Source organism: Micromonospora aridisoli (genome assembly GCF_056150025.1).
In genome coordinates this window covers 101,881-123,352 of the sequence record NZ_JAXCFK010000010.1, presented here as the reverse complement: position 1 = coordinate 123,352, position 21,472 = coordinate 101,881, and the positions used below count along the sequence as shown (strand labels likewise).

Here is a 21,472-nt window from a genome sequence, read left to right as displayed (position 1 = left end):
GATCACGTCGCCCGTGGCGGACCTGCCCGCCACGGGCGCAGCAGCCGGCGCAGCAGGGCCCGCAGCGACCGACGACGCCGGCCGGAGGTGACGCCGGCCAGCGTTCTGGCCAGGGCGACGGTCTGCGGGTCGAGGTCCGGCGTGGCCAGCGCCAGGTGAGCCAGGGAGGCGGCGTTCGGCACCGGACGATGCCGGGCCGCCTCCGCCACCGCCGCCAGTCGCACGGCGACCAGCCGGGCCACGTCGGGCCGCACCGACGGATCGACCCAGGCGGCGGTGACCAGGGCGAACAGGGCAGCCTCGGCGACCTCCTCCACCTCCTGGGCGAGTTCCACCAGAACCCGGCGCCGGGTCGAGTCCGCCCACGGCTCGTCGGTGCGGTGGTGCAGCAACCCGAGACAGACCCACACCTGCACGCACCGCAGCCAGAGCGCCGGGTCCTGGCCGGCGAGGACCCGGCCCAGCGCCGTCTGCGGGGTCTCGGGCGGATGGGCCAGCAGACCGAGCAGATCGGCCAGGTCGAGCGTGGCCAGGCCGACCGCCGCGTCGTACGCCGCCGGTGGGTGCGGCCAGGCCGGATGGGCGAGTTCACGCAGCCGGCGGGCCGCCTCGGCCGATGGTGGGGGAGGCGCGGGGCGGGCCGCTGCGGGCACCGGGACCGCCCCGCCGATGTGCCCGGCGTCGGGTCGCCCGGCCAGGGCGGCCGGCCCGGTGGCGGGTGCGACCGGGGTCAGCTGACCCAGCCAGGGGCGCCCGCGGCAGCATTCGGCCAGGTCGCCGTGCTCGTGCGAGTCGTCGGGATGGTCGCGGATGAAGTCCGCCAGCGCCACCAGGTGACCCACCGTACCGTCACGTTGGAACCGCAGCCGATGTGCCGTGTGCACCGCACAGTCGAAGGACGGGTTGCGGGCCAGGGCGCGCTCGATCCAGCTCAGCGCCTCCTCCAGCCGGCCGTGGTCGGCCAGGGTGCCGGCGATGTCCGCGTACACGGCCAGGTCGTCCGGGTCGTGCTCGACGGCGCGTCGCAGCGCGGCGAGCGCCTCCCGGGTCCGGCCGGCGTTGCGCAGCGCGTACCCGAGCCAGACCTCACCCATCTTCGACGGCGCGGCGCGTACGCCCCGATTGGCCCAGCGGACCGCGAGCGGCACCTCGCCCACCCGTCGGGCCAGCGCGGAGGCCGTGCCCAGCAGCAGGGCGTGCTCCGGGTGGACGGTGATCGCGTTGCGGGCGAGCGTGAGGTACGCGGCGAGGGCCGTCCGGTTCGACGGCGGAACCGGATCCGGGGTGGCGGCGCAGACCTGCATCAGCACCCGGGCCGCCTGCTCGGGACCGAGGCGCTCGGCCAACTCGGGCGAGGTGACCCAGGGCACCCCCGCCCAGTCCGCCCCGGGGGCGTGCGCGGTGGCGGCGACCAGCAGGTCGAGACCCTCGGCCGGGCGGCCCGCCGCGGCGAGCAGATGTGCGCGGGCGACCACCGCGCCGACGAAGGTGTGGTGCTGCAACGGGAACAGGCCGAGGCCCCCGTCGCCGCTGGCGGCGGCCAGCCGGGCGAGGGTCTCGTGCACCTCGGGCAGCGTCGGTGCCCGGGCCAACGCCGCCGCGACATGGTCGGCGGCGTGCGTCAGCTCACCGGAGTCCAGGGCCCGCCGGGCCAGGGTGAGTTCCTCCGTCGCCGGCAGCGCCCGGTCGTCCGTTCCCTCGGCCACGTGTTCCTCTCGCTCGTCGGTACCGGTTGCGCGGTGAGGTCGGGTCAGCGTAGGGGACGACACCCAGTTTTGGTGATCCAATGCGCAGTGCTGTTCGTTTTATTGCTCAGACGGGCTGAAGAGTGCAAAACTGAGCAGCAAACGCGCGGATCGCGCGCAGGGGAGGAGTTTCCGTGACGCGCCCAGGTAGCGGCATGGCCGCCGACATCGACGAGCAGCCGACCGGTTACGAACGGTTGCTCTCCGCCGAGCACGCCACGCCGATCGCCCGGGTGGCCGCGGTCGTGGCGGAGCGCCGACCCAGGCACGTGGTCTTCACCGCGCGGGGCACCTCGGACCACGCCGCGCTGTACGGCGCCTACCTGAGCGAGATCCGCCTCGGCCTGCCGGCCGGCCTGGCCTCGCCGAGCGCGGTCACCCTCTTCGGCGCCCGGCCGGACCTCTCCGACGCCCTGGTCGTCGGGGTCAGCCAGAGCGGCGGCTCGCCTGATCTGACGGAGGTCCTCCGGGCCGCCCGCGAATCGGGTGCCCTCACGCTCGCGGTCACCAACGCGCCGGACTCCCCGTTGGCGACGACCGCGGAACTCTCCGTCGACATAGCGGCGGGACACGAGCGTGCGGTGGCCGCCACCAAGACCTACACGGCCGAACTGCTCGCCCTGCTGATGCTGGTGGAGGGCATCCGGGCCGGCGACGGGGCGCTGCCCGCCGAGGAACGCCGGGCACTGGCCGATCTGCCGGAGCTGGCCGCGCGCACCCTGACCGATCCCGTCCCGGCCCAGCTCGCGCCGCGTTACCGCTTCGCCGCCCAACTCGTCACCACCGGCCGGGGGTACGCGTACCCGACCGCCCGGGAGGCGGCACTGAAGCTGATGGAAACGTCGTACCTGCCGGCGCTGGCGTTCTCCGGCGCCGACCTGCTGCACGGGCCGCTGGCCATGACCGACCCGGACGTACCGGTGCTGGCGGTGGTCGGCTCGGGTCCGGGTGGGCGGTCGATGGGCGAGGTGCTGCCCCGGCTCGGTGAGCGCCGCGCCGACGTGGTCGTGGTCGGTTCCGCCGAGGTGGACGGCACCACCCGGATGGCCGTGCCCGAGGTCGACGAGCGGTACGCCCCACTGCTGGACATCCTGCCGCTGCAGCGGCTGGCCCTGTCGCTCGCGCTGGCTCGGGGCGAGGATCCGGACGCGCCTCGCGGGTTGAAGAAGGTCACCGCGACGATGTGACCGTCGGCGTGGCACGCTGGTCGGCGTGTCAACGCTGCGTGATCTCGCCGAGGAGCACACCCGACTGCGCCCGATCGACATCGACCACCTGCACCGCATCGCCGGTGACTGGCAGTTGCTGTCCGATCTCTCCTTCGCCGACCTGCTGCTCTGGGTACCGGTCGACGGCGAGGGCAGCTTCCTCTGCGTGGCCCAGGTCCGCCCGACCACCGCGCCCACCGCCTACCAGGACGACCAGGTGGGACGGATCGTCGGCGGTCCGGAGGTGGCCCACCTGGAGGTCGCCTACCGGCAGGGGCGCATCTGGCGGGAGGGCGACCCGGTCTGGTACGGCGACGTGCCCGCCCGGCACGAGGCGATCCCGGTCCGGCTGCGTACCGCCGACGGCGAATCCGGCGAGGTGATCGCCGTGGTGGGTCGGGACACGAACCTCTCCACCGCCCGTACGCCGAGCCAACTGGAGCTGAACTACCTCACCACCGCCGACGACCTGGCGCAGATGATCGCCGACGGCACGTTCCCGCCGCCCCGGCACCCGGGCGAGACCACCTCGGCACCGCGGGTCGGCGACGGGCTGGTGCGGCTGGACGCCGGTGGCAAGGTCACCTACGCCAGCCCCAACGCGCAGTCGGCGTACCGCCGGTTGGGTCACGCGGCGCACCTGGTCGGCGAGGATCTCGCGGTGCTGCACCGCCGGCTGGCCGGCGATCCCCTGGAGGGCACGGATGCCGCGAACGGCATCCTCGCCGCGCTGCGCGGCGAGGCACCGCCCCGGCGGGAGATCGACGCTCGTGGGGCGACCATGCTCACCCGGGCCCTGCCGCTGATGCCCGCCGGTGTGCCGATCGGCGCGCTGGTGCTGGTCCGCGACATCACCGAGGTACGCCGCCGGGACCGGGCGCTGATCACCAAGGACGCCACCATCCGGGAGATCCACCACCGGGTGAAGAACAACCTGCAGACCGTTGCCGCGCTGCTGCGCCTGCAGGCCCGTCGGGTGTCCATGCCCGAGGCGCGGGTGGCCTTGGAGGAGTCGGTCCGCCGGGTGGCGTCGATCGCCCTGGTGCACGAGACGCTCGCCATGTCCAGCGATGAGGCGGTGGAGTTCGACGGGATCGTGGACCGGGTGGCCAACGCGGCGACCGAGGTGGCCGCGACGGAGGTGACCGTCGGGATGCGACGTACCGGCACCTTCGGCGTGCTGCCGGCCGAGATCGCCACCTCGCTGGTGATGGTGCTGAACGAACTGCTGCTCAACGCCGTCGAACACGGCTTCCCGCCGGCCGGTGACGACGCCCCGGTGACCACCGGACCGGCGAAGCCCGAGGTGGTGGTGTCGGCACACCGGCTCCGCAAGATGCTGCACGTCACCGTCGCGGACAACGGCCGTGGCCTGCCGGCGGGCTTCGACGCCGAGGGTGGCGCCAAACTCGGGCTGCAGATCGTGCGGGCGCTGGTCACCGGGGAGCTGCGTGGCACCATCGAGCTGCGTCCCGGCGGTGCGGGCGGCACCGAGGCCTTTCTGGCGATCCCGCTGGCCCGCAGCGCCCCCGAGGGCCGGGGCGGCGGGTGACCCAGGCACACCGGGCGGTCTGCCGCGGGCCGGGGTGGGAGGGGTCAGTCGCGGCGGGTCAGCAGGGCGAGCGTCAGGCCGGGGCGCGCCCAGACCTGCGCGACCGTGAATTCGGTGCGGAGCGCATCCCCCTTGGCTCCGGGCACGGCGGCCAGCGGATCGCCCCGCCGGCCGGCCAGCACCAGCCAGACCCGGTCGGTGCCGGCGAGGCATTCGGCCGGACGGACGCACTCGGCGGCCCACAGGTCGCCCCGGCGCTCCGCTGCCTCGACCAGCAGCGCATCGTGTGGGAGCTGCCCACCGAGGTGGTATCGCAGGCCGAGATCGAGGAAGAGCCAGCTCTCCCGGGGTGAGTAGACCACCGCGTCGCCCGGGCGCTGGCCCGCCGCGACGATCTCGGCCGTTCCCCGGTAGTCCACCGCCGCGCTGCGCGGCCACTCGTGGGTACGGCGCAGCGCCGCCTGCTCGGGCAGGCCGAGCAGACCGGCCAGGGCCACCACCGTCAGCGCCGCCGGCAGCCGGGCCGCCGCCAGTGCCGCGCCGGCCAGCAGACAGCCGAAGGGCACCACGAAGACCAGGTAGCGAGGTACCCACAGCGGAACGACCAGCCCGGCGAGGAAGAGCAGCAGCACCGGGGCCAGGACGCAGCTTGCCGGCAGTCGGCCCCGGCGACCGGCCAGGACGGTGCCGAGGGCGGCGAGCCCGACCAGCATCCCGCCGACCACGCCGCTCTGCGCCACCCCACCGGCCAGTGCCGCCAGGTCGGCGGGGCGAGCTGCGTCCACCCAGTCGAGCTGCCGGGCGCGCTGCGCCCGAGCCACCAACGCCAGCGGGACCACCACCCCCACCACCGGCACCAGGGCCGCCAGCCAGCACCGCGTCACTCGGCCCGCCGCCGCGCGGCCGCCGGTGGTCGTGGTCAGTACGGCGACCGCGTGGGCGGCGAGCAGGGTGAGGGCGACCAGGTGGGTGAGCCCGAGGGCGGCGGTCGCCGCCGCGTAGCCGGCCCAGCGACGCCGGGTGGGCCGCCGTACCGCCTCGACCAGCAGCAGCGTGCTCAGCACGGCGAGTGCGGTCGCCAGGGCGTACGGCCGGGCCTCCTGGCCGTACCGGGAGGTGCCGGGGAGCACCGCGAACAGCAGCCCGGCCAGGGTGCCGACGCGGGCGTCCCACAGGCTCCGCCCGAGGACGGCGGTCAGCCCGGCGGCCGTGGTCATCGCCAGTACGGACGGCAGGCGCAGCACGGCCGCGGAGTCGCCGGCCACCGTCACCCAGGCATGCATGAGCAGGTAGTAGGGGCCGGCGACGGCGTCGATGGTGCCGGCCAGCCGGAACAGGCCGGTCAGGCTCCGGGTGGCGGCACTCCAGGTGGCCAGTTCGTCGCGCCACAGCTGGGCGGCGTCCAGCCCGATGAGCGTCACCAGCAGGGTGACAGCCGCCGGCACCAGCCACACCGGCACCGAGTGCAGTCGCACCCCGCCCAGCCGAACACCGGTTCCGCCCGGCGGAATTGACCTTTCGGGCAAATCCCCCACGTCGCGAGCCTGCCACACGGTGACGCTCGCGGGTGCCGACAGCGACCGCCCGTGATGTGGGATCCCGCACGTGGTCATTGGCCGCTGCGGGCGGGGTGTGGCAGCATGACGTTCATGACTGCCGCTGTCGTGCGCCGCTTCGTGGCTCGACGCCACGTCGATTACGGCCGCGTGCGCAGCGCCATCTGTCCGGCTCACTGACGACGCCCGACCATCCCTGCCTCGGGCACGCAGCGCGCCGGCCGTACAGAGACATCGCCGTCCACGGCCCCCTCCGGGAGTCGGTCGTCGCGCCCGCGCAGCCCCACCGAGGCGCAGCAGACAACGGAGGACGCCGCGATGGCAGTCAGCGAGATTCCGGCCCGTGCCCCGCGGACGCCCCGACGCCCCCGTGGCGAGGGCCAGTGGGCGCTCGGGCACCGGGAGCCGCTCAACCCCAACGAGCGGATCAAGAAGGACGACGATCCGCTCAACGTCCGCCAGCGGATCGAGAACATCTACGCCCACCGCGGTTTCGCCTCCATCGACCCGCAGGACCTGCGCGGCCGGTTCCGGTGGTGGGGCCTCTACACCCAGCGCCGGGCGGGCATCGACGGCGGGCGCACCGCCGTGCTGGAGCCGCACGAGCTGGAAGACGAGTTCTTCATGCTGCGGGTACGGGTCGACGGCGGCCAGCTCAGTCTGGCGCAGCTGCGCACGATCGCGGAGATCTCACGTGAGTTCGCCCGGGACACCGCGGACATCACCGATCGGCAGAACATCCAGTACCACTGGATCAGGGTCGAGGACATGCCGGAAATCTGGCGTCGCCTGGAGTCGGTCGGGCTGCAGACCACCGAGGCGTGTGGCGACTGCCCCCGGATCGTGCTGGGCAGCCCGGTGGCCGGGGTGGCCGAGGCCGAGTTGATCGACCCCACTCCCGCCATCGACGAGATCGTCCGGCGGTACGTCGGCGACAAGCGGTACTCCAACCTCCCGCGCAAGTTCAAGTCGTCGATCTCCTGGCTGGTGGACACCCCGTACGAGGCGAACGACATCGCCTTCCTCGGTGTCGACCACCCGGAGCACGGCCCCGGCTTCGACCTGTGGGTCGGCGGCGGGCTGTCCACCAACCCGATGCTGGCGCAGCGGCTCGGCGCCTGGGTGCCGCTGTCGGAGGTAGCGGACGTCTGGGCCGGGGTGGTGGGCATCTTCCGCGACTACGGCTACCGCCGGCTACGTCACCGCGCCCGGCTGAAGTTCCTCGTCGCCGACTGGGGCGTGGCCAAGTTCCGGGAGGTGCTGGAGAAGGAGTACCTCGGCCGGACGCTGCTCGACGGTCCCGCCCCGGAGCTGCCGGAGCGGCCGATCGACCACATCGGCGTGCACCGCCAGCGGGACGGTCGCGACTACGTCGGTGCCGCCCCGGTGGTCGGCCGGGTCTCCGGCACCCAACTCGCCCAGCTCGCGGACGTGGTCGAGGCGCACGGCAGCGACCGGGTGCGACTCACCCCGTACCAGAAGCTGCTGGTCCTCGACGTGCCGCCGGAGCGGACGGCGTCGTTGGTCGCGGGCCTGCGCGAGATCGGCCTGGAGGCCCAGCCGTCGGCCTGGCGGCGCGGCACCATGGCCTGCACCGGCATCGAGTACTGCAAGCTCGCCATCGTCGAGACCAAGGCGCGCGGCGAGGAACTGGTGGCCCGGCTGGAGCAGCGGCTGCGCGACTTCGACGCCGACATCTCCATCCACATCAACGGCTGCCCCAACGCCTGCGCGCGTACCCAGGTCGCCGACATCGGTCTCAAGGGTCAGCTGGTGACCGGGCCGGACGGCCGCCAGGTGGAGGGCTTCCAGGTGCACCTCGGCGGCGGGCTCGGGATGGCCGAGGGGCGTACCGCGGGCTTCGGGCGCAAGCTGCGTGGCCTGAAGACGACCGCCGAGGAACTTCCCGCGTACGTCGAGCGGCTGGCCGTGCGCTACCTGGCCGGCCGGACCGAGGGTGAGACGTTCGCCAACTGGGTGATTCGGGTCGACGAGGAGGAACTGCGATGAGTGGTGGAACTCGTTCCGTGCCGCTGTACTGCCCGTACTGCGGCGAAGAGGATCTGCGACCGAGTGAGACGGGGCACGGCGCCTGGGAGTGCCACGCCTGCGCCCGGGTCTTCACGGTCCGGTTCACCGGCCTGCTCTCCCGGGCGGTGAACCGATGAGCGCCCTGGTCTCCGCCGCCGGCCTCGGCCTGGTCGGCACCGGTGCCTCGACCACCGTCGACCCGTCCCGACGCGACCCGGACGAGCTGCGGACGCTGGCCGAGCGGGCCGGCCGGGAACTGGAGGGCGCGCCCGCTCTGGAGATCGCGCGGTGGGCGACCGACACCTTCGGCGACCGGTTCTGCGTGACCAGTTCGATGGCCGACGCCGTCCTCGCCCACCTGGTCTCCCGGGTCGCGCCCGGGGTGGACGTCGTCTTTCTCGACACCGGGCTGCACTTTCCGGAGACCCTCGCCGTCCGCGACGAGGTGGCCCGCACACTGCCGGTGAACGTGCGGTCCATTCGGCCCCGCCTGACGGTTGGCCAGCAGGACGGCGAGTACGGACCCCGGCTGTTCAACAGGTCTCCGGACGAATGCTGCCAGCTACGCAAGGTGGAGCCGTTGGAGCGGGCGCTGAGCGGCTACGACGCGTGGGCGGCCGGTCTGCGCCGCGACGAGTCGCCGACCCGCGCGAACACGCCGGTGGTCACCTTCGACGCGCGTCGCGGCAAGGTCAAGGTCAACCCGATCGCGGCATGGACGCAGGCGGACGTCGACGCGTACATCGCCCGCTGGAACGTGCCGGTCAACGAGCTGTTCCGGCGCGGCTACGGCTCGATCGGCTGCTGGCCGTGCACCCGCCGGACCGGAGCCGGCGAGGATCCACGGGCCGGCCGCTGGGCCATGTTCGAGAAGACCGAGTGCGGGCTGCACGTCTGACCGGAGGAACCGGCCCGGCCGGGCCGAGCGCGCCCCGGCCGGCCGGCGGGCCGGGGTCGGTTGGCGAGCCGCTGCTGCTGGTCGCCCACGGCAGCCGCGATCCGCGCGCGGCCGACGCGACCAGGGCCCTGGCCCGGGCGGTCGCCGCCGCTCGCCCCGGCGCGCCGGTGGTGGCGAGTTGGCTCGACCACACCGAGCCCGGCCCGACCGAGGCGCTGCGACGACTGGCCGAGGCGGGGCATTCCCGGGTTGTTCTGGTGCCGCTGCTGCTGACCGCCGCTTACCACCGTCGGGTCGACATCCCGGCGGCGGTGTCGGCGGCCGAACGATCCGGGCCACCGATCCGGGTGCGGGTCACCGATGTGCTCGGGCCGGTGGGGGGCGAGGTGGACCCGGCGCTGCTGGCCGGGTTGCGGCGACGGCTGAGCGAGGCGGAGCCGGGCGGCTGCGACGCCGTGGTGCTGGCTGCCGCCGGCACCCGGGACGCCGCGGCACGGGGATCCGTCGGGCGGGTGGCCGCCGCGTTGGGCACGGCCCTGAACCTTCCAACCCGGGTGTCGTACGCCTCGGCGGCGCCGCCGGATGCCGGCGTGGCGGTGGCCCGACTCCGGGCGGCCGGCGCGCGACGGGTGGCGGTGGCGGCCTATTTCCTGGCCCCCGGGCTGTTCCACGACGCGGTGACGGCGTCTGCCCGGGAGGCCGGCGCGGTCGCCGTGGCGTCCCCGCTGACCGACGTGCCGGACCTGGTGGACCTGGTGCTCCGCCGCGTCCACCCCTGACGTGCCGCCGACCCGAGCGGGCAGCAGAACGCCCCGGCGGGCTGGGCCGGCCGGGGCGTCGCGCTTCGTACGTGTGTGGTGGTCAGGCGGAGTGAGCGCGCAGCACCCGGAGGCCGCCGCGACGCTTGACGGCGCGCCGCTCCTCCTCGCTCATCCCGCCCCAGACGCCAGCGTCCTGACCGGACTCGAGCGCCCACTGCAGGCACTGGTCGGTCACGGAGCAGCGCCGGCAGACGGCCTTGGCCTGCTCGACCTGCAGGAGAGCCGGACCAGACGTCCCGATCGGGAAGAACAGCTCCGGGTCCTCGTCGCGGCAGACAGCATGGTGACGCCAGTCCATGGCGGCAACACTCCTCATTCTGGGTGGGTGGCAGATGTTGCTTCTTGGTGCTTTTCCTATATGCATCCGCAATGCCGACGGTGACGGTTCGCGTCCGCCATTTCGGCACTGCGTGAGCAGGCTGTTGGCTCCTGGATACCGCTGGAAAAGCTCAACTTGCCGAGCATGTCCAGGCAATGTCCCGGTAACTCAAGTTCGCTTGTGAATACTTTCACGAACTCACGCGATGTCAAGGGTGGCGCTCGGAAAAACTCCGGACGGTGAGCAAGCCCACAACCCATTTGTCCGGGTTCCAGATCCCTCCGGCTACCCGTCGTATCACAGTCGAGGATCAATATAGTACAGTCCGCCGCACATTGCTGACATTTCCGGCATGGTTCCCTGGGTGTCGCAGCCGCCGCGCGGGGGTCGCGCCGTCCACCTCACCCCGGTGGTACCGGAGACCTAACAGATTACTCTGAGTGCGGCGGGAACGGAGGTGAATCTGACTTTTTCCCTCTCGCCAAGATAGTCGCCGTCGAGCTGGAACGCCTGCGGACGGCTCGCGACCAGCGTGAACTCCGCCACGTCGTGCAGTCGCAGCACTTGACGGCCTCGCGGGTCGGGTGTCGAAGAGAAGAATTGCGTCACGGTGCGTGTCGTACTGGCGACGCCTAGCTGGCGGAGCGCCAGGATGTCGAGCCCGAGATCGAACGACGCCGCCGGATTCGGGTTCACCTCCCGCTCTCCGACGTACGTCCACGGGGCGGTGTTCTGCACGATGATCGTGGCCAGCTCGCCCTCGGTCGCCTCGCCCGGCCGCTCCAGTTGGATCGCCGGATGCCGCCGCTCGTTGCCCAGCAGGAACTGCGCGGTGAACGCGCGGAAGTAGAGCGAGGGGGAGGGAACCCGCCCACGACGGCGAGACTCCTCGACCCGGTGGATCACCGACGCGTCGAGCCCGAAGCCGGCGCAGAAGGTGAAGTAGCGGTCGTCGGCCAGGCCGAGGCCGATCGTGCGATGCCGGCCCAGCCTGAGTCCCTCCAGGATCATGCTGGCGCCCTCCGGCCACTCCCGGGGCAGGCCGAGCGCACGGGCGAAGACGTTCGTCGAGCCACCCGGCACGGTGGCCAGCGCCGGTAGCCGCTCGGCGGTCGGCGCGGCACCACCCGCGGTGGCCGCGGTCATCAGCCCGTTGACCACCTCGTTGACCGTTCCGTCGCCACCCAGGGTGACCACGGCGTCGACGCCCTCCTCGGCGGCCTCCCGGGCCAGCGTGGTGGCGTGGCCGCGCTGTCGGGTGTAGCGCACGGAGAGGTCGACCTCGCTGCGCAGCGCTCGGACGAGCACGTCGCGTGCGCGCTCACTGGTGGTGGTGGCCTTTGGATTGACCAGCAGGACGGCCCGCATGGGCGGCACTGTACTCCGAGGCCTCACCGGTATCGCGACCGCGTGACCATCGACTCCGACCCGACCCCCGTCACGCTCCGTTGGGCGGTCCGGCTGCTGCGTGGCCAGGCGGTCGCCGTCGGGCTGGTCGCCGCGTGGCTGATCTTCGCCGACCTCACCGCCGACACCACCGACCTGACGTCGGCGCTGCTGGTCACGGCCTTCGCCGTCGGTGCGGCGGTCGCTCTCTGGGCGCTGGGCGGTGCCTTGCTGCGGCGGCGGGCCGGTGCCCGCGCGCCGGCCATCGTGCTGCAACTCATGCTCCTGCCGATCGGCTGGTTCATGCTCCAGGGCGGGCTCGGCTGGCTCGGCGTACCGCTGATCGCGCTCGGTGCCGGTGTCACCTGGTTGCTGGTGAGCCCGCCGACCACCCGCGCCCTGGGTTTCGAATGAGCTGACCCGCGAGCCGGGTCACCAGCCGGAGGCGCGGCGGGTGAGCAGCGAGATGGTGGCTCGGCCGTCGGTCGCGCTCGCCGCCGCCGACGTGGTCAGCGCGGTGAGCACCTTCCAGGCGAACGACGACTCCGCCGGCAGTCGGGAATCGCGCACGGTCGGCACGGTCACCTCGACGGTCAGCGCGTCCTCGGTGACCAGGAAACGGCAGTCGAGTTCGGCGTCCCGGGCGGCGATGGCGAGCAGCATCGCGCACGCCTCGTCGACCGCGATGCGCAGATCCTCGATCTCGTCCAGGGCGAACTGGAGGCGGGCGGCGAGACCCGCGGTGGCGGTACGGAGGACGCTCAGGTATCCACCGTCCGCGGGCACGGTGAGGTGCACGACGTCGTCATCGGTCATCGGCTGCCCGGTCAGTTGAGTCACCACTCATCCCCCCGGTCGGGGACTCTACCCGCTCGGGCCGCCGTGCGGTTGAGGACGGTCAGCGCGGCGCGCGGCCGTACCGCCCGGACGGGACCACACCGGAAGGACCGGCGGCTGGCACGCGTCGGCGGCCGACGCGTCCCGGCGTGGGACACGTCGGCCGCCGACGCGGTGAGACAGGTTCAGCTGGCGTGCGCGGGCGACGTCACGCCTGCTTGGTCTCCCAGAAGATCTTGGAGATCTCGTCGATCTTCTGGAGCAGCTCGTCCGCCTTGCTCGGGTCGGTGGCGCCCTTGGCGCCCGCTGCGCCGGCCAGCTTGGTGGCCTCGTTGAACAGCTGATGCAGGTGCGGGTACTTCTCGAAGTGCGGCGGCTTGAAGTAGTCCGTCCACAGCACCCAGAGGTGGTGCTTGACCAGGTCGGCCCGCTGCTCCTTGATCAGGATGGCCCTGGTGCGGAACTCCGGGTCGGTGTTGGCCTGGTACTTCTCGCAGATCATTTTCACCGACTCGGCCTCGATGCGGGCCTGCGCGGGGTCGTAGACGCCGCAGGGCAGGTCGCAGTGGGCGCTGGCGCTCACGCGGGGCGTAAGGATGCGTGGAAGTCGCATCGGGATCCTCCATGGGAAGTTTGCGATGATCCAAGACGACATTACTCCTGGACGGTGGTCCCCGAGGCCGCTGGAGGTGAAACCCCGTGTCCGCCCCCCGGCTGCGCTGGCCGCTGTCGGCCGTGCTGGTGACCGGCCCCTCCATGGCACCCACGCTGCGCCACGGCGACGCGGTGCTGGTGCGCCGGGGTGGCCGGCCGATCCGGCCGGGTGACGTCGTGATCGCGGTCTTCCGCCGCCGACCCGACCTGCTGGTGGTCAAGCGCGCGATCCGCCCCGTCGACGGCGGATGGTGGCTCTCCGGGGACAACGGCCTGGTCACCGACGACTCCCGGGCGTACGGCGTGGCCGACGTGCGGGGCCGGGTGGTGGCCCGGTACTGGCCCCGACCCGGCCGGGTGCCGTCACAACCGTTATGACCCTGCTCACATACTGGACCCCGGGGCGTGACTATGCTCGGAAAGTGCCCGGGTGACCCCCCGTACCGCGCGCCGCCGCTCGCTCGCCTCACCGTGCGCCCCGACCGGCTGGTCCAGCTGCTAGATCTTTCTGGAGTCACCATGTCTTCGTCCACCGTGGACCCTGCTGATCCCGTCTTCCAACTGCACCGGGGCGGCAAGATGGCCGTCGTCTCGACAGTGCCGCTGACCAGCCGGGACGACCTCTCCCTCGCGTACACCCCGGGTGTGGCCCGGGTCTGCGAGGCGATCGCCGCCGACCCGGCCCTCGCCCATGACTACACCTGGGCCTCGCGCGCCGTCGCGGTCGTCACCGACGGCTCGGCGGTGCTCGGTCTCGGCAACATCGGCCCGAGTGCCGCGCTGCCGGTGATGGAGGGCAAGGCCGTGCTGTTCAAGCAGTTCGGCGGGGTCGACGCGGTACCGGTCTGTCTGGCCACGCAGGATGTCGACGAGATCGTCGCGGTGGTCACCGCCCTCGCGCCGTCGTTCGGTGGCATCAACCTGGAGGACATCAGCGCTCCCCGTTGCTTCGAGGTGGAGCGGCGACTCGACGAGGCGCTGGACATCCCCGTCTTCCACGACGATCAGCACGGCACCGCGATCGTCGTGCTGGCGGCGTTGCGCAACTCCGCGACGCTGCTCAACCGGAAGCTCGGCGACCTGCGGGTGGCGGTCAGTGGCGCCGGAGCGGCCGGCGTGGCCGTCACCAAGATGCTGGTGGCCGGGGGTGTGGACCCGGAGCGGGTGGTGGTCTGCGACTCCCGGGGCATCATCTCCCGACAGCGCTCCGGCCTCACCGGGACGAAGGCCGAACTCGCGGAGCTGACCAACGCCGACAACCGGGAGGGCGACGTCACCGAGGCGCTGCGCGACGCCGACGTGCTGATCGGAGTCTCCGGCGGTCTGATCCCCGAGCAAGCGGTGGCCGGCATGGCCCCCGGCGGTATCGTGTTCGCCCTGGCCAACCCCACCCCGGAGGTGCATCCGGAGGTGGCCGCCCGGCACGTCGCGGTGGTCGCGACCGGCCGCAGTGACTATCCGAACCAGATCAACAACGTGTTGGCCTTCCCGGGCGTGTTCCGGGGCGCGCTCGAGGCCCGGGCCACCCGGATCACCGACGCCATGAAGGTCGCCGCGGCGGACGCGATCGCCTCCGTGGTGGCCGAGACACTCACGCCCGAGGCCGTCGTGCCCTCACCGCTCGACCCACGAGTGGCACCGGCAGTGGCCGAAGCGGTCGCCGAGGCGGCCCGTCGCGACGGCGTCGCCCGCGCCTGAGGTGTAAGGAAGGGCCCCTTCTTAACGCCTCGCGTATAGGAAGGGGCCCTTCTTAACGGGCGCTCAGCTTGTTACGGTGCGGATCATGCGTGCCGCCTTCGCCTCCCGCTTCGACGACGCCGACCCGCTCGCCGCGCTCACCGTCGGTGAGCGGCCCGAGCCGGACCTGCCGGACGACGACTGGGTGACGCTGCGCGTCACGGCCAGCTCGCTCAACCACCACGACCTCTGGTCACTGCGCGGCGTCGGACTGCGTGCCGAACAGCTGCCGATGATCCTCGGCTGCGACGCGGTCGGAGTGGACCCGGACGGCAACGAGGTGGTCGTCTACCCGGTCGTGCCGACTCCGGGGGATCCACGCGGGATGTCCATCCTCTCCGAGCACTTCCCCGGCACGCTGGCGGAGCGGGTGGCCGTACCCCGGTGGAACCTGCTGCCGCTGCCGGCGGGGCTGGCGGCGACCGACGCGGCGTGCCTGCCGACGGCGTGGCTGACGGCGTGGCGGATGCTCACCACCAAGGGGCGGGTCGACGACGCCGGAGCCGTCCTGGTCCAGGGCGCCGGGGGCGGCGTGGCCACCGCGGCGGTCGCGCTGGCCGTCGCCATGGGCAAGCGGGTGTACGCGACCAGCCGTGACGCCGCCAAGCGGGAACGCATCGCCGAGCTGGGCGCGACCGCCGTGGAACCGGGCGTACGGCTGCCGGAGCGGGTCGACGTGGTGATCGAGACGGTCGGTGCGGCCACCTTCGACCACTCGATGAAGTCGGCCGCTCCGGGTGCCCGGATCGTGGTCTCCGGCGCGACGGCCGGCCACGAGCCGAAGGTCAACCTCCGCCGGGTCTTCGCCATGCAGCTGGAGATCCTGGGCACCTCGATGGGCACCCCGGACGAGCTGGCCGCCCTGCTGACCTTCTGCGCCGAGCGGGGGGTGCGCCCGGTGGTGGACAGCGTCGTGCCGTTCAGCCGGGTCGGCGACGCCTTCGCCCGCCTGCACTCCGGGGACATCTTCGGCAAGGTGGTCATCGACCACACCGCGTGAGCCGAGTGTTAAGCGGGGGCCCCTGCTCTACCTGAGGCGTTAAGAAGGGGCCCTTCCTTCGCCTACAGGTGGTTGTCGAGGGTGGCCACGTCGTCGCGGGTGGCGGCGGTGGGGATGCGCTCCTTGGCCTCGGCGTCCCCGTAGAGCGTCCAGCGCAGGAACTCCGTGGTGGTGTCCGCGACCACCCTCAGCGCGGCGCCCTCACCACGCAGCAGGGCCCGGCCGTGGTCACCGTCGGGCAGGCTCAACATCGCCTTGGGCCAGGGCACCTTGTCGTACACGGCCTTGCCGGCGGCGTACTGCACCACCTCGTCGGCCTCGCCGTGCACGAACAGCTGCGGTGCGGCCGCACCGGCGAACGTCGTGCCCACCCCGAGGGCGGTGCCCGCGAAGACGATCCCGGCGGCCAGCCGCTCGTCGCGGCCGGTGGTGAACAGCCCGATGGTGGTCACCCCGCCGGCCGAGTGCCCGGCGGCGGCCACCCGGTCGGTGTCCAGCCGGCCGCGCAGCGCGTCGCCGTCCTGCTCGTCGAGGGCGAGCAGCCGGGTCAGGGCGTAGGACACGTCGGCCGGCTGGTTGAGCACGTCGAGCACGTTGTTGTTGTCGCCACGGCGGGAGGTGTTCGGAAAGGTGGGCGCGGCCACCACGAAACCGGCGGCGGCCCACCGGGTCAGCAGCGCCTCGTAGTCGGCGGGGCGGCCACCCAGACCGTGACTGAACATCACCACCGGAAATCTCCCGTCGGCGGCGTCCGCACCGGTCGCCGGGTCGTCGCCGGCCCGACCGGCGGCCGGATACCAGACGGTCAGCGGGAGCGGCCGGTCCCCGTCGCGGTTCAGCTTGAGCTGTCGTACGCCGACGGCGAAGGTGCGTTCCGGGGCGCTGCCGGCGGGGATCGCCGGTGCCGAGGGCGCAACGGAGGGGCTGGCCGGCGGAGTGGGCGTATCCGCCCGCTCGACGGACCCACGGTCGCTGGAACAGCCGACCAAGGCGCTGGCGAAGAGGGTGGTGGCGATCAGAACGGAGGCGGCGCGACGGGACATGACTCCGATTGTGCCCGCCCGGATCTCCACCACCGCCGGGCCAGTCCCGTCGATCTTGCAGTTTCGGTCGCCGAATTGCCGGACAACAGCGGATCTGCCCCGACAGAAAGCGCAAGATCGCGGGGGATCTAGGGGGGTGGGCGGGTCTCGAAGGTGGTGACGGTGGGTAGGAGGGCGCGGGTGGGTAGGCGGCGGGCGGCCTCCCGGTCGCCGTAGAGGGTCCAGCGCAGGAAATCGGTGGTGGTGGTCAGCACCTGGGCGAAGCCCGGCCGACCGGGGACCAGGTACTCGCCGTGTCCCTGACCGAGCAGACTCAGGAAGGCCGCCGGGCCCGGTGCACGGTGGTAGGCGGCCCGGCCGACGCTCAACGGCACCACCGAATCGGCGGTGCCGTGCACGAAGAGCATGGGAGCGGGTGCTCCCGCGAAGCTGCCCGCCATCCCACCACCGGCGATCACGATGCCGGCCCGCAGTCGCGTCGGATGTCCCGCGGTGAACATGCCGGCCGTGGTGAAGCCGCCCGCCGAGTGACCGGCGGCGGCCACCCGTTGCACGTCGAGATGACCGGCGAGCGCGTCGTCCGCCCGACCGTCGAGCCGCGCCAGGTGCCGGATCACGCGCCATCCGTCCGCCGGCTGGTGGCGGACGTCGGCCCGGGAGAACCGCGCCGCACCGCGCCGGGTGTGCGGGTACGTGGGTGCGGCCACCACGAAACCGGCGGCGGCCCACCGGGCGGTCAGCCCGGAGTGCAGCTCCGGCAGGCTGGCCAGGCCGTGGCTGTAGACGACCACGGGGAACCGCCCGTCGGCCACCCGGGTGCCCTGCGCCGGGTACCACACGGTCACCGGCAGGGGACGCTCCGATCCCGGGTCGATGGTGAACGTCCGGACCCCCACCGCGTACGGCACCTGAGGCGCCGGTCGGGTCGGCGCCGGCAGGGCCACCGTCTCGCGGGGCGTCGCGCAGCCGGCCAGCCACGCCATCAGCCACACCGTAAGCAACGCCGTCGGCGCGGTCGCCCCCCGCCTGATCTCCACGGCATCACGGTAGATCGCCGGCACATCCGCCGAGGCGCGGTCGCCGGTAGCGGCCCTTCGCGCGGGCGTACGGGTGCACCGGACATCCCGGCTGGACCGGTTTCGCTAAGGTTCCCGGCATGGCTGAGAACTACACCGACCCGAGCGGCAACACCGAGGCGTTCCGCGCCTTCGCCAACACGGAGGCTCCGGCGGAGACCGCGTCGCGTACGGGTCTGATCATCGGGGCCGCCGTGGTCGCGGTGGTGCTGGTCGCCCTCGCCACCTGGCTCGCCTTCGGCTGACCCCTCGGCTGGCGGCCACCGCAGGTCAGCCCGTCGCCCGCCGACCTGCCGGACCGCCCGCCGACCTGCCGGACCGCCCGTCGGACAGCCGGACCTGCCGGCAGGGCGGTGGGCGACTGGATCGTGCCCAGCGGAGGTCAGCTCGCGGTCGTGATTACCTCGCGGGCGGCCCGGGCGATCTCCCGCTCCTCGTCGGTGCCGATGACGCAGACCGCCACCTCCGCGCCGTCCGGTGAGATGCGCCGGTCACCGCTGCCCGCGTTCCGGTCCGGATCGACGGTGATGCCGAGCCGGTCCAGCCCGGCCAGCGCCGCCGCGCGTACCGGTGCCGCGTGCTCGCCGACTCCGGCGGTGAAGGTGACCGCGTCCACCCGGCCGAGCAGCGCGTAGTACGCCCCCACGTAGCCGGTGATCCGGCGGCAGTACACGTCGAAGGCGAGCGCGGCGGACTCGTCCCCGGCGGCACGCCGGGCGAGCAGTTCGCGTACGTCGTTGACCCCGCTCAGCCCGAGCAGGCCGCTGCGGTGGTTGAGCAGGTCGTCGATCTCGTCGACGCCGAGTCCGCCCTCACGGCGCAGGTGGAACACGATGGTCGGATCCAGGTCGCCGCTGCGGGTACCCATCACCAGGCCCTCCAGCGGCGACATCCCCATCGAGGTGGCGACGCTTCGGCCACCGGCGACCGCGCACGCGCTGGCTCCGTTGCCCAGGTGCAGGGTGATCGTGTTGATCTCCTCGTACGGGCGGTCCAGCAGCTCTGCCGTGCGCCGGGAGACGTACGCGTGGGAGGTGCCGTGGAAGCCGTACCGTCGGATGCCGTACCGCTGCGCGACCTCGTGGTCTATCGCGTAGGTGGCCGCGGATTCCGGCAGCGTGTGATGGAACGCCGTGTCGAAGACGGCGACCTGCGGCACCCCCGGCAGCGCCTGGCGGGCCACCTCGATACCCGCGAGATTCGCCGGATTGTGCAGCGGGGCCAGCGGCACCAGGTCGCTGATGGCGGCCAGCACCGCGTCGTCGACCAGCGTCGGCGCGGTGAACCGCCGGCCGCCGTGCACCACCCGGTGACCCACCGCGGCGAGACCGCCGAGGTCCAGTCCGTTCAGGATCTGCCGGATCGCACCGGTGTGGTCGCTCGGCCCACCGGCGGGTTCACCGATCCGTTCGACGGTGCCCTTGTCCAGCACCCGGTCGCCGTCGTACAGCCGGTACTTGACCGACGACGACCCACTGTTGATCACTAGCACCTTGCTCACGACGCCGCCTCGTCGGCCGACGGTGCCGCGTCCGCGAGCGCCGCGGCCTGGATGGCGGTGATCGCCACGGTGTTCACGATGTCCGGCACGGTGGCCCCCCGGGAGAGATCGTTGACCGGCCGGCGCAGACCCTGCATGACCGGCCCGACGGCCACCGCCCCGGCGGAGCGCTGCACCGCCTTGTACGTGTTGTTGCCGGTGTTGAGGTCGGGGAAGATGAAGACCGTCGCGCGCCCGGCGACCGCGCTGTCGGGCAGCTTCGTGGCCGCCACGGCCGGGTCGATGGCCGCGTCGTACTGGATCGGGCCCTCGACGGCCAGATCAGGCCGGCGTCGACGGACCAGTTCGGTCGCCGCCGCCACCTTCTCCACGTCCGCGCCCGCGCCCGAGCTGCCGGTCGAGTACGACAGCATCGCCACCCGGGGTTCGATGCCGAACCGGGCCGCCGTGTCCGCCGAGGAGATGGCGATGTCGGCCAGCTGGGCGGCGTCCGGGTCGCGGTTGACCGCGCAGTCACCGTAGACCAGCACCCGGTCGGCGAGCAGCATGAAGAAGACGCTGGAGGCGACGGAGACCTCCGGCATGGTCTTCACGATCTCGAAGGCGGGCCGGATGGTCGCCGCCGTGGTGTGCGTGGCACCGGAGACCATGCCGTCGGCGTGACCCGCCCACACCATCATGGTGCCGAAGTAGTTCGGTTGGGCGACGATGTCGTGCGCCAGCTCGGCGGTGACCCCCCGGTGCGCGCGCAGCTTCGCGTACGCCTCGGCGAACTCGTCACGCCACGGGCTGCTCGCGGGGTCCACCACCCGGGCCTCGCCGATGTCCACGCCCAGCTCCCGGGCGCGTCGGGCGACCTCCTCGGTCCGCCCGAGCAGGGTCAGGTCGGCCACCCCCCGGCGCAACAGGATCTCGGTGGCGCGCAGGATTCGTTCCTCGGTCCCCTCCGGCAGCACCAGATGCCGCCGCCGGGCCCGCGCCCGGTCGATCAGGTCGTACTCGAACATCAGTGGGGTGACCCGCGCGGAGCGGCTGACCCGTAGCCGGCCGGCCAGCTCGACGGTGTCCACGTGCGTCTCGAAGGCGCCGAGCGCGGCCTCCACCTTCCGGGGGTTGCCGGCGCTGGGCCGGCCCTCGATCCGGCTCGACGCGGCCACCGTGTGGTAGCTGTCGCTGGGCACCGAGAGCACGGCGAGCCGGGCGTTCAACGCCTCCACCAGGCGCATCGCCCGGGGGTCGGGCGGCACACCGAGGGTGAGCACCAGCCCGGCCAGTGACACCTGACCGGCCACGTGCGCGGCGCTCGCCGCCACCAGCAGGTCGTCCCGGTCACCCGGCATGATCAGCAGGGCGCCCTCGGTCAGGTGCTCCAACAGGGTCGGCACGTGGGCCGCCCCGACGACGTAGTCGAGCACGTCACGGGCGAGCGCGGTCTCGTCCCCGGCCAGCAGGGTGGCGCCCAGCGCCCCGGCCACCTCCGCCACCGTCGGCGCGGACACGCTGGGAACTTCGGGAATGGCGTACGCGGGGACCGGCAGCCGGGGCAGCGCCATCGGGCCGGGAACCCGGTTGGCCAGCACCGCGAGCACGGTCGCGCCGAGGTCCGCGAGATCGTGGTACGCGCCACGGGCGGCGGCGGCGATCGCCGTCGGTTGTTGCCCGTACCCGTCGACCACGGGCACCACCACGCTGCCGAACTCCGTGGCCAGCCGGGCATTGAAGGCCAGCTCGCGTGGGCCGGCGGTGTCACCGGCGGCGGCGAAGTCGCTGCCGATCACCACCATGGCCGCGAACCGCCGCTCCACGTCCCGGTAGCGTTCCACGATCCGGGAGATCAACTCCTCCCGACGGCCGTCGGCGACCAGGGCGGTGGCCTCGGCGTAGGTGGTGCCGTGCAGGTCCGAGACCGGCAGCCCCACCCGGTACCGCTCACTGAGCAGGGTGAGGATCGGGTCGGGTCGGTCCTGTGCCACCAGCGGACGGAACACGCCGATCCCACCGACCTGTCGGGACAGCAACTCGGCGAGGCCGAGGGCGATGGTCGACTTCCCCCCGCCCGAGCCGACACTGGTCAGGTAAACGCTCCGGGCCACGGCACTCACGCTACA

General features: G+C 72.8%; 21 protein-coding genes. 11 read left to right on the top strand and 10 right to left on the bottom strand.

From position 1 onward, the window contains the following. Positions 1-2: 2 nt before the first annotated feature. Positions 3-1,706, bottom strand: coding sequence for a tetratricopeptide repeat protein (locus SM447_RS21275; protein WP_474574593.1), 1,704 nt, complete (start codon positions 1,704-1,706; stop codon positions 3-5). A gap of 194 nt (positions 1,707-1,900) precedes the next feature. Here SM447_RS21275 and SM447_RS21270 point away from each other — a divergent pair, with 194 nt between their 5' ends. Both SM447_RS21270 and SM447_RS21265 read left to right on the top strand, forming a co-directional pair. Next, positions 1,901-2,932 (top strand): SIS domain-containing protein, encoded by a 1,032-nt coding sequence (locus tag SM447_RS21270; RefSeq protein WP_474574743.1) that lies wholly within the window; start codon positions 1,901-1,903, stop codon positions 2,930-2,932. A 25-nt stretch (positions 2,933-2,957) separates the two neighbouring features. Continuing rightward, positions 2,958-4,505, top strand: coding sequence for a histidine kinase N-terminal domain-containing protein (locus SM447_RS21265; protein ID WP_474574592.1), 1,548 nt, complete (start codon positions 2,958-2,960; stop codon positions 4,503-4,505). A gap of 44 nt (positions 4,506-4,549) precedes the next feature. Here SM447_RS21265 and SM447_RS21260 read toward each other — a convergent pair whose 3' ends face one another. Then, entirely contained in the window at positions 4,550-5,989 is a 1,440-nt protein-coding gene (locus SM447_RS21260) for a glycosyltransferase family 39 protein (protein ID WP_474574742.1), read from the bottom strand. A 390-nt stretch (positions 5,990-6,379) separates the two neighbouring features. Here SM447_RS21260 and SM447_RS21255 point away from each other — a divergent pair, with 390 nt between their 5' ends. The 4 genes from SM447_RS21255 (at position 6,380) to SM447_RS21240 (ending at position 9,769) form a co-directional block, all read left to right on the top strand. Beyond that, positions 6,380-8,071, top strand: coding sequence for a nitrite/sulfite reductase (locus tag SM447_RS21255; protein WP_474574591.1), 1,692 nt, complete (start codon positions 6,380-6,382; stop codon positions 8,069-8,071). After that, positions 8,068-8,229, top strand: coding sequence for a hypothetical protein (locus SM447_RS21250; RefSeq protein WP_474574590.1), 162 nt, complete (start codon positions 8,068-8,070; stop codon positions 8,227-8,229). Before SM447_RS21255 ends, SM447_RS21250 begins: the two co-directional genes overlap by 4 nt. Continuing rightward, positions 8,226-8,990, top strand: a complete 765-nt coding sequence (locus SM447_RS21245; protein ID WP_474574589.1) for a phosphoadenylyl-sulfate reductase — start codon at positions 8,226-8,228, stop codon at positions 8,988-8,990. Before SM447_RS21250 ends, SM447_RS21245 begins: the two co-directional genes overlap by 4 nt. A 71-nt stretch (positions 8,991-9,061) precedes the next feature. Continuing rightward, positions 9,062-9,769, top strand: coding sequence for a sirohydrochlorin chelatase (locus SM447_RS21240; RefSeq protein ID WP_474574741.1), 708 nt, complete (start codon positions 9,062-9,064; stop codon positions 9,767-9,769). 82 nt (positions 9,770-9,851) lie between these two features. On the opposite strand, the gene SM447_RS21235 is transcribed toward SM447_RS21240, so the two are convergent. Both SM447_RS21235 and SM447_RS21230 read right to left on the bottom strand, forming a co-directional pair. Continuing rightward, on the bottom strand, positions 9,852-10,109 hold the full coding sequence (locus SM447_RS21235) for a WhiB family transcriptional regulator (RefSeq protein ID WP_007072794.1): 258 nt from the start codon (positions 10,107-10,109) through the stop codon (positions 9,852-9,854). Between the two features lie 444 nt (positions 10,110-10,553). Then, positions 10,554-11,498 carry a diacylglycerol/lipid kinase family protein gene (locus SM447_RS21230; protein ID WP_474574588.1) on the bottom strand — a complete coding sequence of 315 codons (945 nt, stop codon included), beginning with the start codon at positions 11,496-11,498 and terminating at the stop codon, positions 10,554-10,556. Between the two features lie 42 nt (positions 11,499-11,540). Here SM447_RS21230 and SM447_RS21225 point away from each other — a divergent pair, with 42 nt between their 5' ends. Continuing rightward, entirely contained in the window at positions 11,541-11,930 is a 390-nt protein-coding gene (locus SM447_RS21225; protein WP_474574587.1) for a hypothetical protein, read from the top strand. 18 nt (positions 11,931-11,948) lie between these two features. Here SM447_RS21225 and SM447_RS21220 read toward each other — a convergent pair whose 3' ends face one another. Both SM447_RS21220 and sodN read right to left on the bottom strand, forming a co-directional pair. Beyond that, on the bottom strand, positions 11,949-12,356 hold the full coding sequence (locus SM447_RS21220) for an ATP-binding protein (RefSeq protein ID WP_474574586.1): 408 nt from the start codon (positions 12,354-12,356) through the stop codon (positions 11,949-11,951). 205 nt (positions 12,357-12,561) lie between these two features. After that, positions 12,562-12,966 carry a superoxide dismutase, Ni gene (gene sodN / locus SM447_RS21215; protein ID WP_099849980.1) on the bottom strand — a complete coding sequence of 135 codons (405 nt, stop codon included), beginning with the start codon at positions 12,964-12,966 and terminating at the stop codon, positions 12,562-12,564. An 86-nt stretch (positions 12,967-13,052) separates the two neighbouring features. Between sodN and SM447_RS21210 the strand changes: the two genes are divergently transcribed. The 3 genes from SM447_RS21210 (at position 13,053) to SM447_RS21200 (ending at position 15,744) form a co-directional block, all read left to right on the top strand. Beyond that, entirely contained in the window at positions 13,053-13,385 is a 333-nt protein-coding gene (locus SM447_RS21210) for a S24/S26 family peptidase (RefSeq protein ID WP_474574585.1), read from the top strand. A gap of 141 nt (positions 13,386-13,526) precedes the next feature. Next, positions 13,527-14,705 carry an NAD(P)-dependent malic enzyme gene (locus SM447_RS21205; protein WP_474574584.1) on the top strand — a complete coding sequence of 393 codons (1,179 nt, stop codon included), beginning with the start codon at positions 13,527-13,529 and terminating at the stop codon, positions 14,703-14,705. A 76-nt stretch (positions 14,706-14,781) separates the two neighbouring features. Further along, a complete protein-coding gene (locus SM447_RS21200) occupies positions 14,782-15,744 on the top strand; it encodes a zinc-binding dehydrogenase (RefSeq protein WP_474574583.1) in 963 nt (320 codons plus the stop codon). Between the two features lie 62 nt (positions 15,745-15,806). Here SM447_RS21200 and SM447_RS21195 read toward each other — a convergent pair whose 3' ends face one another. Both SM447_RS21195 and SM447_RS21190 read right to left on the bottom strand, forming a co-directional pair. Then, complete coding sequence (locus SM447_RS21195; protein ID WP_474574582.1) at positions 15,807-16,787, bottom strand: alpha/beta hydrolase family protein; 981 nt, start codon at positions 16,785-16,787, stop codon at positions 15,807-15,809. 128 nt (positions 16,788-16,915) lie between these two features. Beyond that, positions 16,916-17,770, bottom strand: coding sequence for an alpha/beta hydrolase family protein (locus SM447_RS21190; RefSeq protein WP_474574740.1), 855 nt, complete (start codon positions 17,768-17,770; stop codon positions 16,916-16,918). A 173-nt stretch (positions 17,771-17,943) separates the two neighbouring features. Here SM447_RS21190 and SM447_RS21185 point away from each other — a divergent pair, with 173 nt between their 5' ends. Further along, positions 17,944-18,108, top strand: coding sequence for a hypothetical protein (locus tag SM447_RS21185; RefSeq protein ID WP_474574581.1), 165 nt, complete (start codon positions 17,944-17,946; stop codon positions 18,106-18,108). Between the two features lie 137 nt (positions 18,109-18,245). Here the strand turns inward: SM447_RS21185 and SM447_RS21180 are convergent, their stop codons facing one another. Together SM447_RS21180 and pta are read right to left on the bottom strand one after the other, a co-directional pair. Next, positions 18,246-19,364, bottom strand: a complete 1,119-nt coding sequence (locus tag SM447_RS21180) for an acetate/propionate family kinase (RefSeq protein WP_474574580.1) — start codon at positions 19,362-19,364, stop codon at positions 18,246-18,248. Next, positions 19,361-21,466 (bottom strand): phosphate acetyltransferase, encoded by a 2,106-nt coding sequence (pta, locus tag SM447_RS21175; protein WP_474574579.1) that lies wholly within the window; start codon positions 21,464-21,466, stop codon positions 19,361-19,363. Before pta ends, SM447_RS21180 begins: the two co-directional genes overlap by 4 nt. Positions 21,467-21,472: the final 6 nt, after the last annotated feature.

Bases quoted from the DNA above. Each gene is read 5' to 3' on its own strand.
- SM447_RS21270 (WP_474574743.1), top strand. From the start codon at position 1,901: ATGGCCGCCGACATCGACGAGCAGCCGACCGGTTACGAACGGTTGCTC.
- SM447_RS21245 (WP_474574589.1), top strand. From the start codon at position 8,226: ATGAGCGCCCTGGTCTCCGCCGCCGGCCTCGGCCTGGTCGGCACCGGT.
- SM447_RS21255 (WP_474574591.1), top strand. From the start codon at position 6,380: ATGGCAGTCAGCGAGATTCCGGCCCGTGCCCCGCGGACGCCCCGACGC.
- SM447_RS21230 (WP_474574588.1), bottom strand. From the start codon at position 11,498: ATGCGGGCCGTCCTGCTGGTCAATCCAAAGGCCACCACCACCAGTGAG.
- SM447_RS21205 (WP_474574584.1), top strand. From the start codon at position 13,527: ATGTCTTCGTCCACCGTGGACCCTGCTGATCCCGTCTTCCAACTGCAC.
- SM447_RS21190 (WP_474574740.1), bottom strand. From the start codon at position 17,770: ATGGCGTGGCTGGCCGGCTGCGCGACGCCCCGCGAGACGGTGGCCCTG.
- SM447_RS21250 (WP_474574590.1), top strand. From the start codon at position 8,068: ATGAGTGGTGGAACTCGTTCCGTGCCGCTGTACTGCCCGTACTGCGGC.
- SM447_RS21185 (WP_474574581.1), top strand. From the start codon at position 17,944: ATGGCTGAGAACTACACCGACCCGAGCGGCAACACCGAGGCGTTCCGC.
- SM447_RS21235 (WP_007072794.1), bottom strand. From the start codon at position 10,109: ATGGACTGGCGTCACCATGCTGTCTGCCGCGACGAGGACCCGGAGCTG.
- sodN (WP_099849980.1), bottom strand. From the start codon at position 12,966: ATGCGACTTCCACGCATCCTTACGCCCCGCGTGAGCGCCAGCGCCCAC.
- SM447_RS21195 (WP_474574582.1), bottom strand. From the start codon at position 16,787: ATGTCCCGTCGCGCCGCCTCCGTTCTGATCGCCACCACCCTCTTCGCC.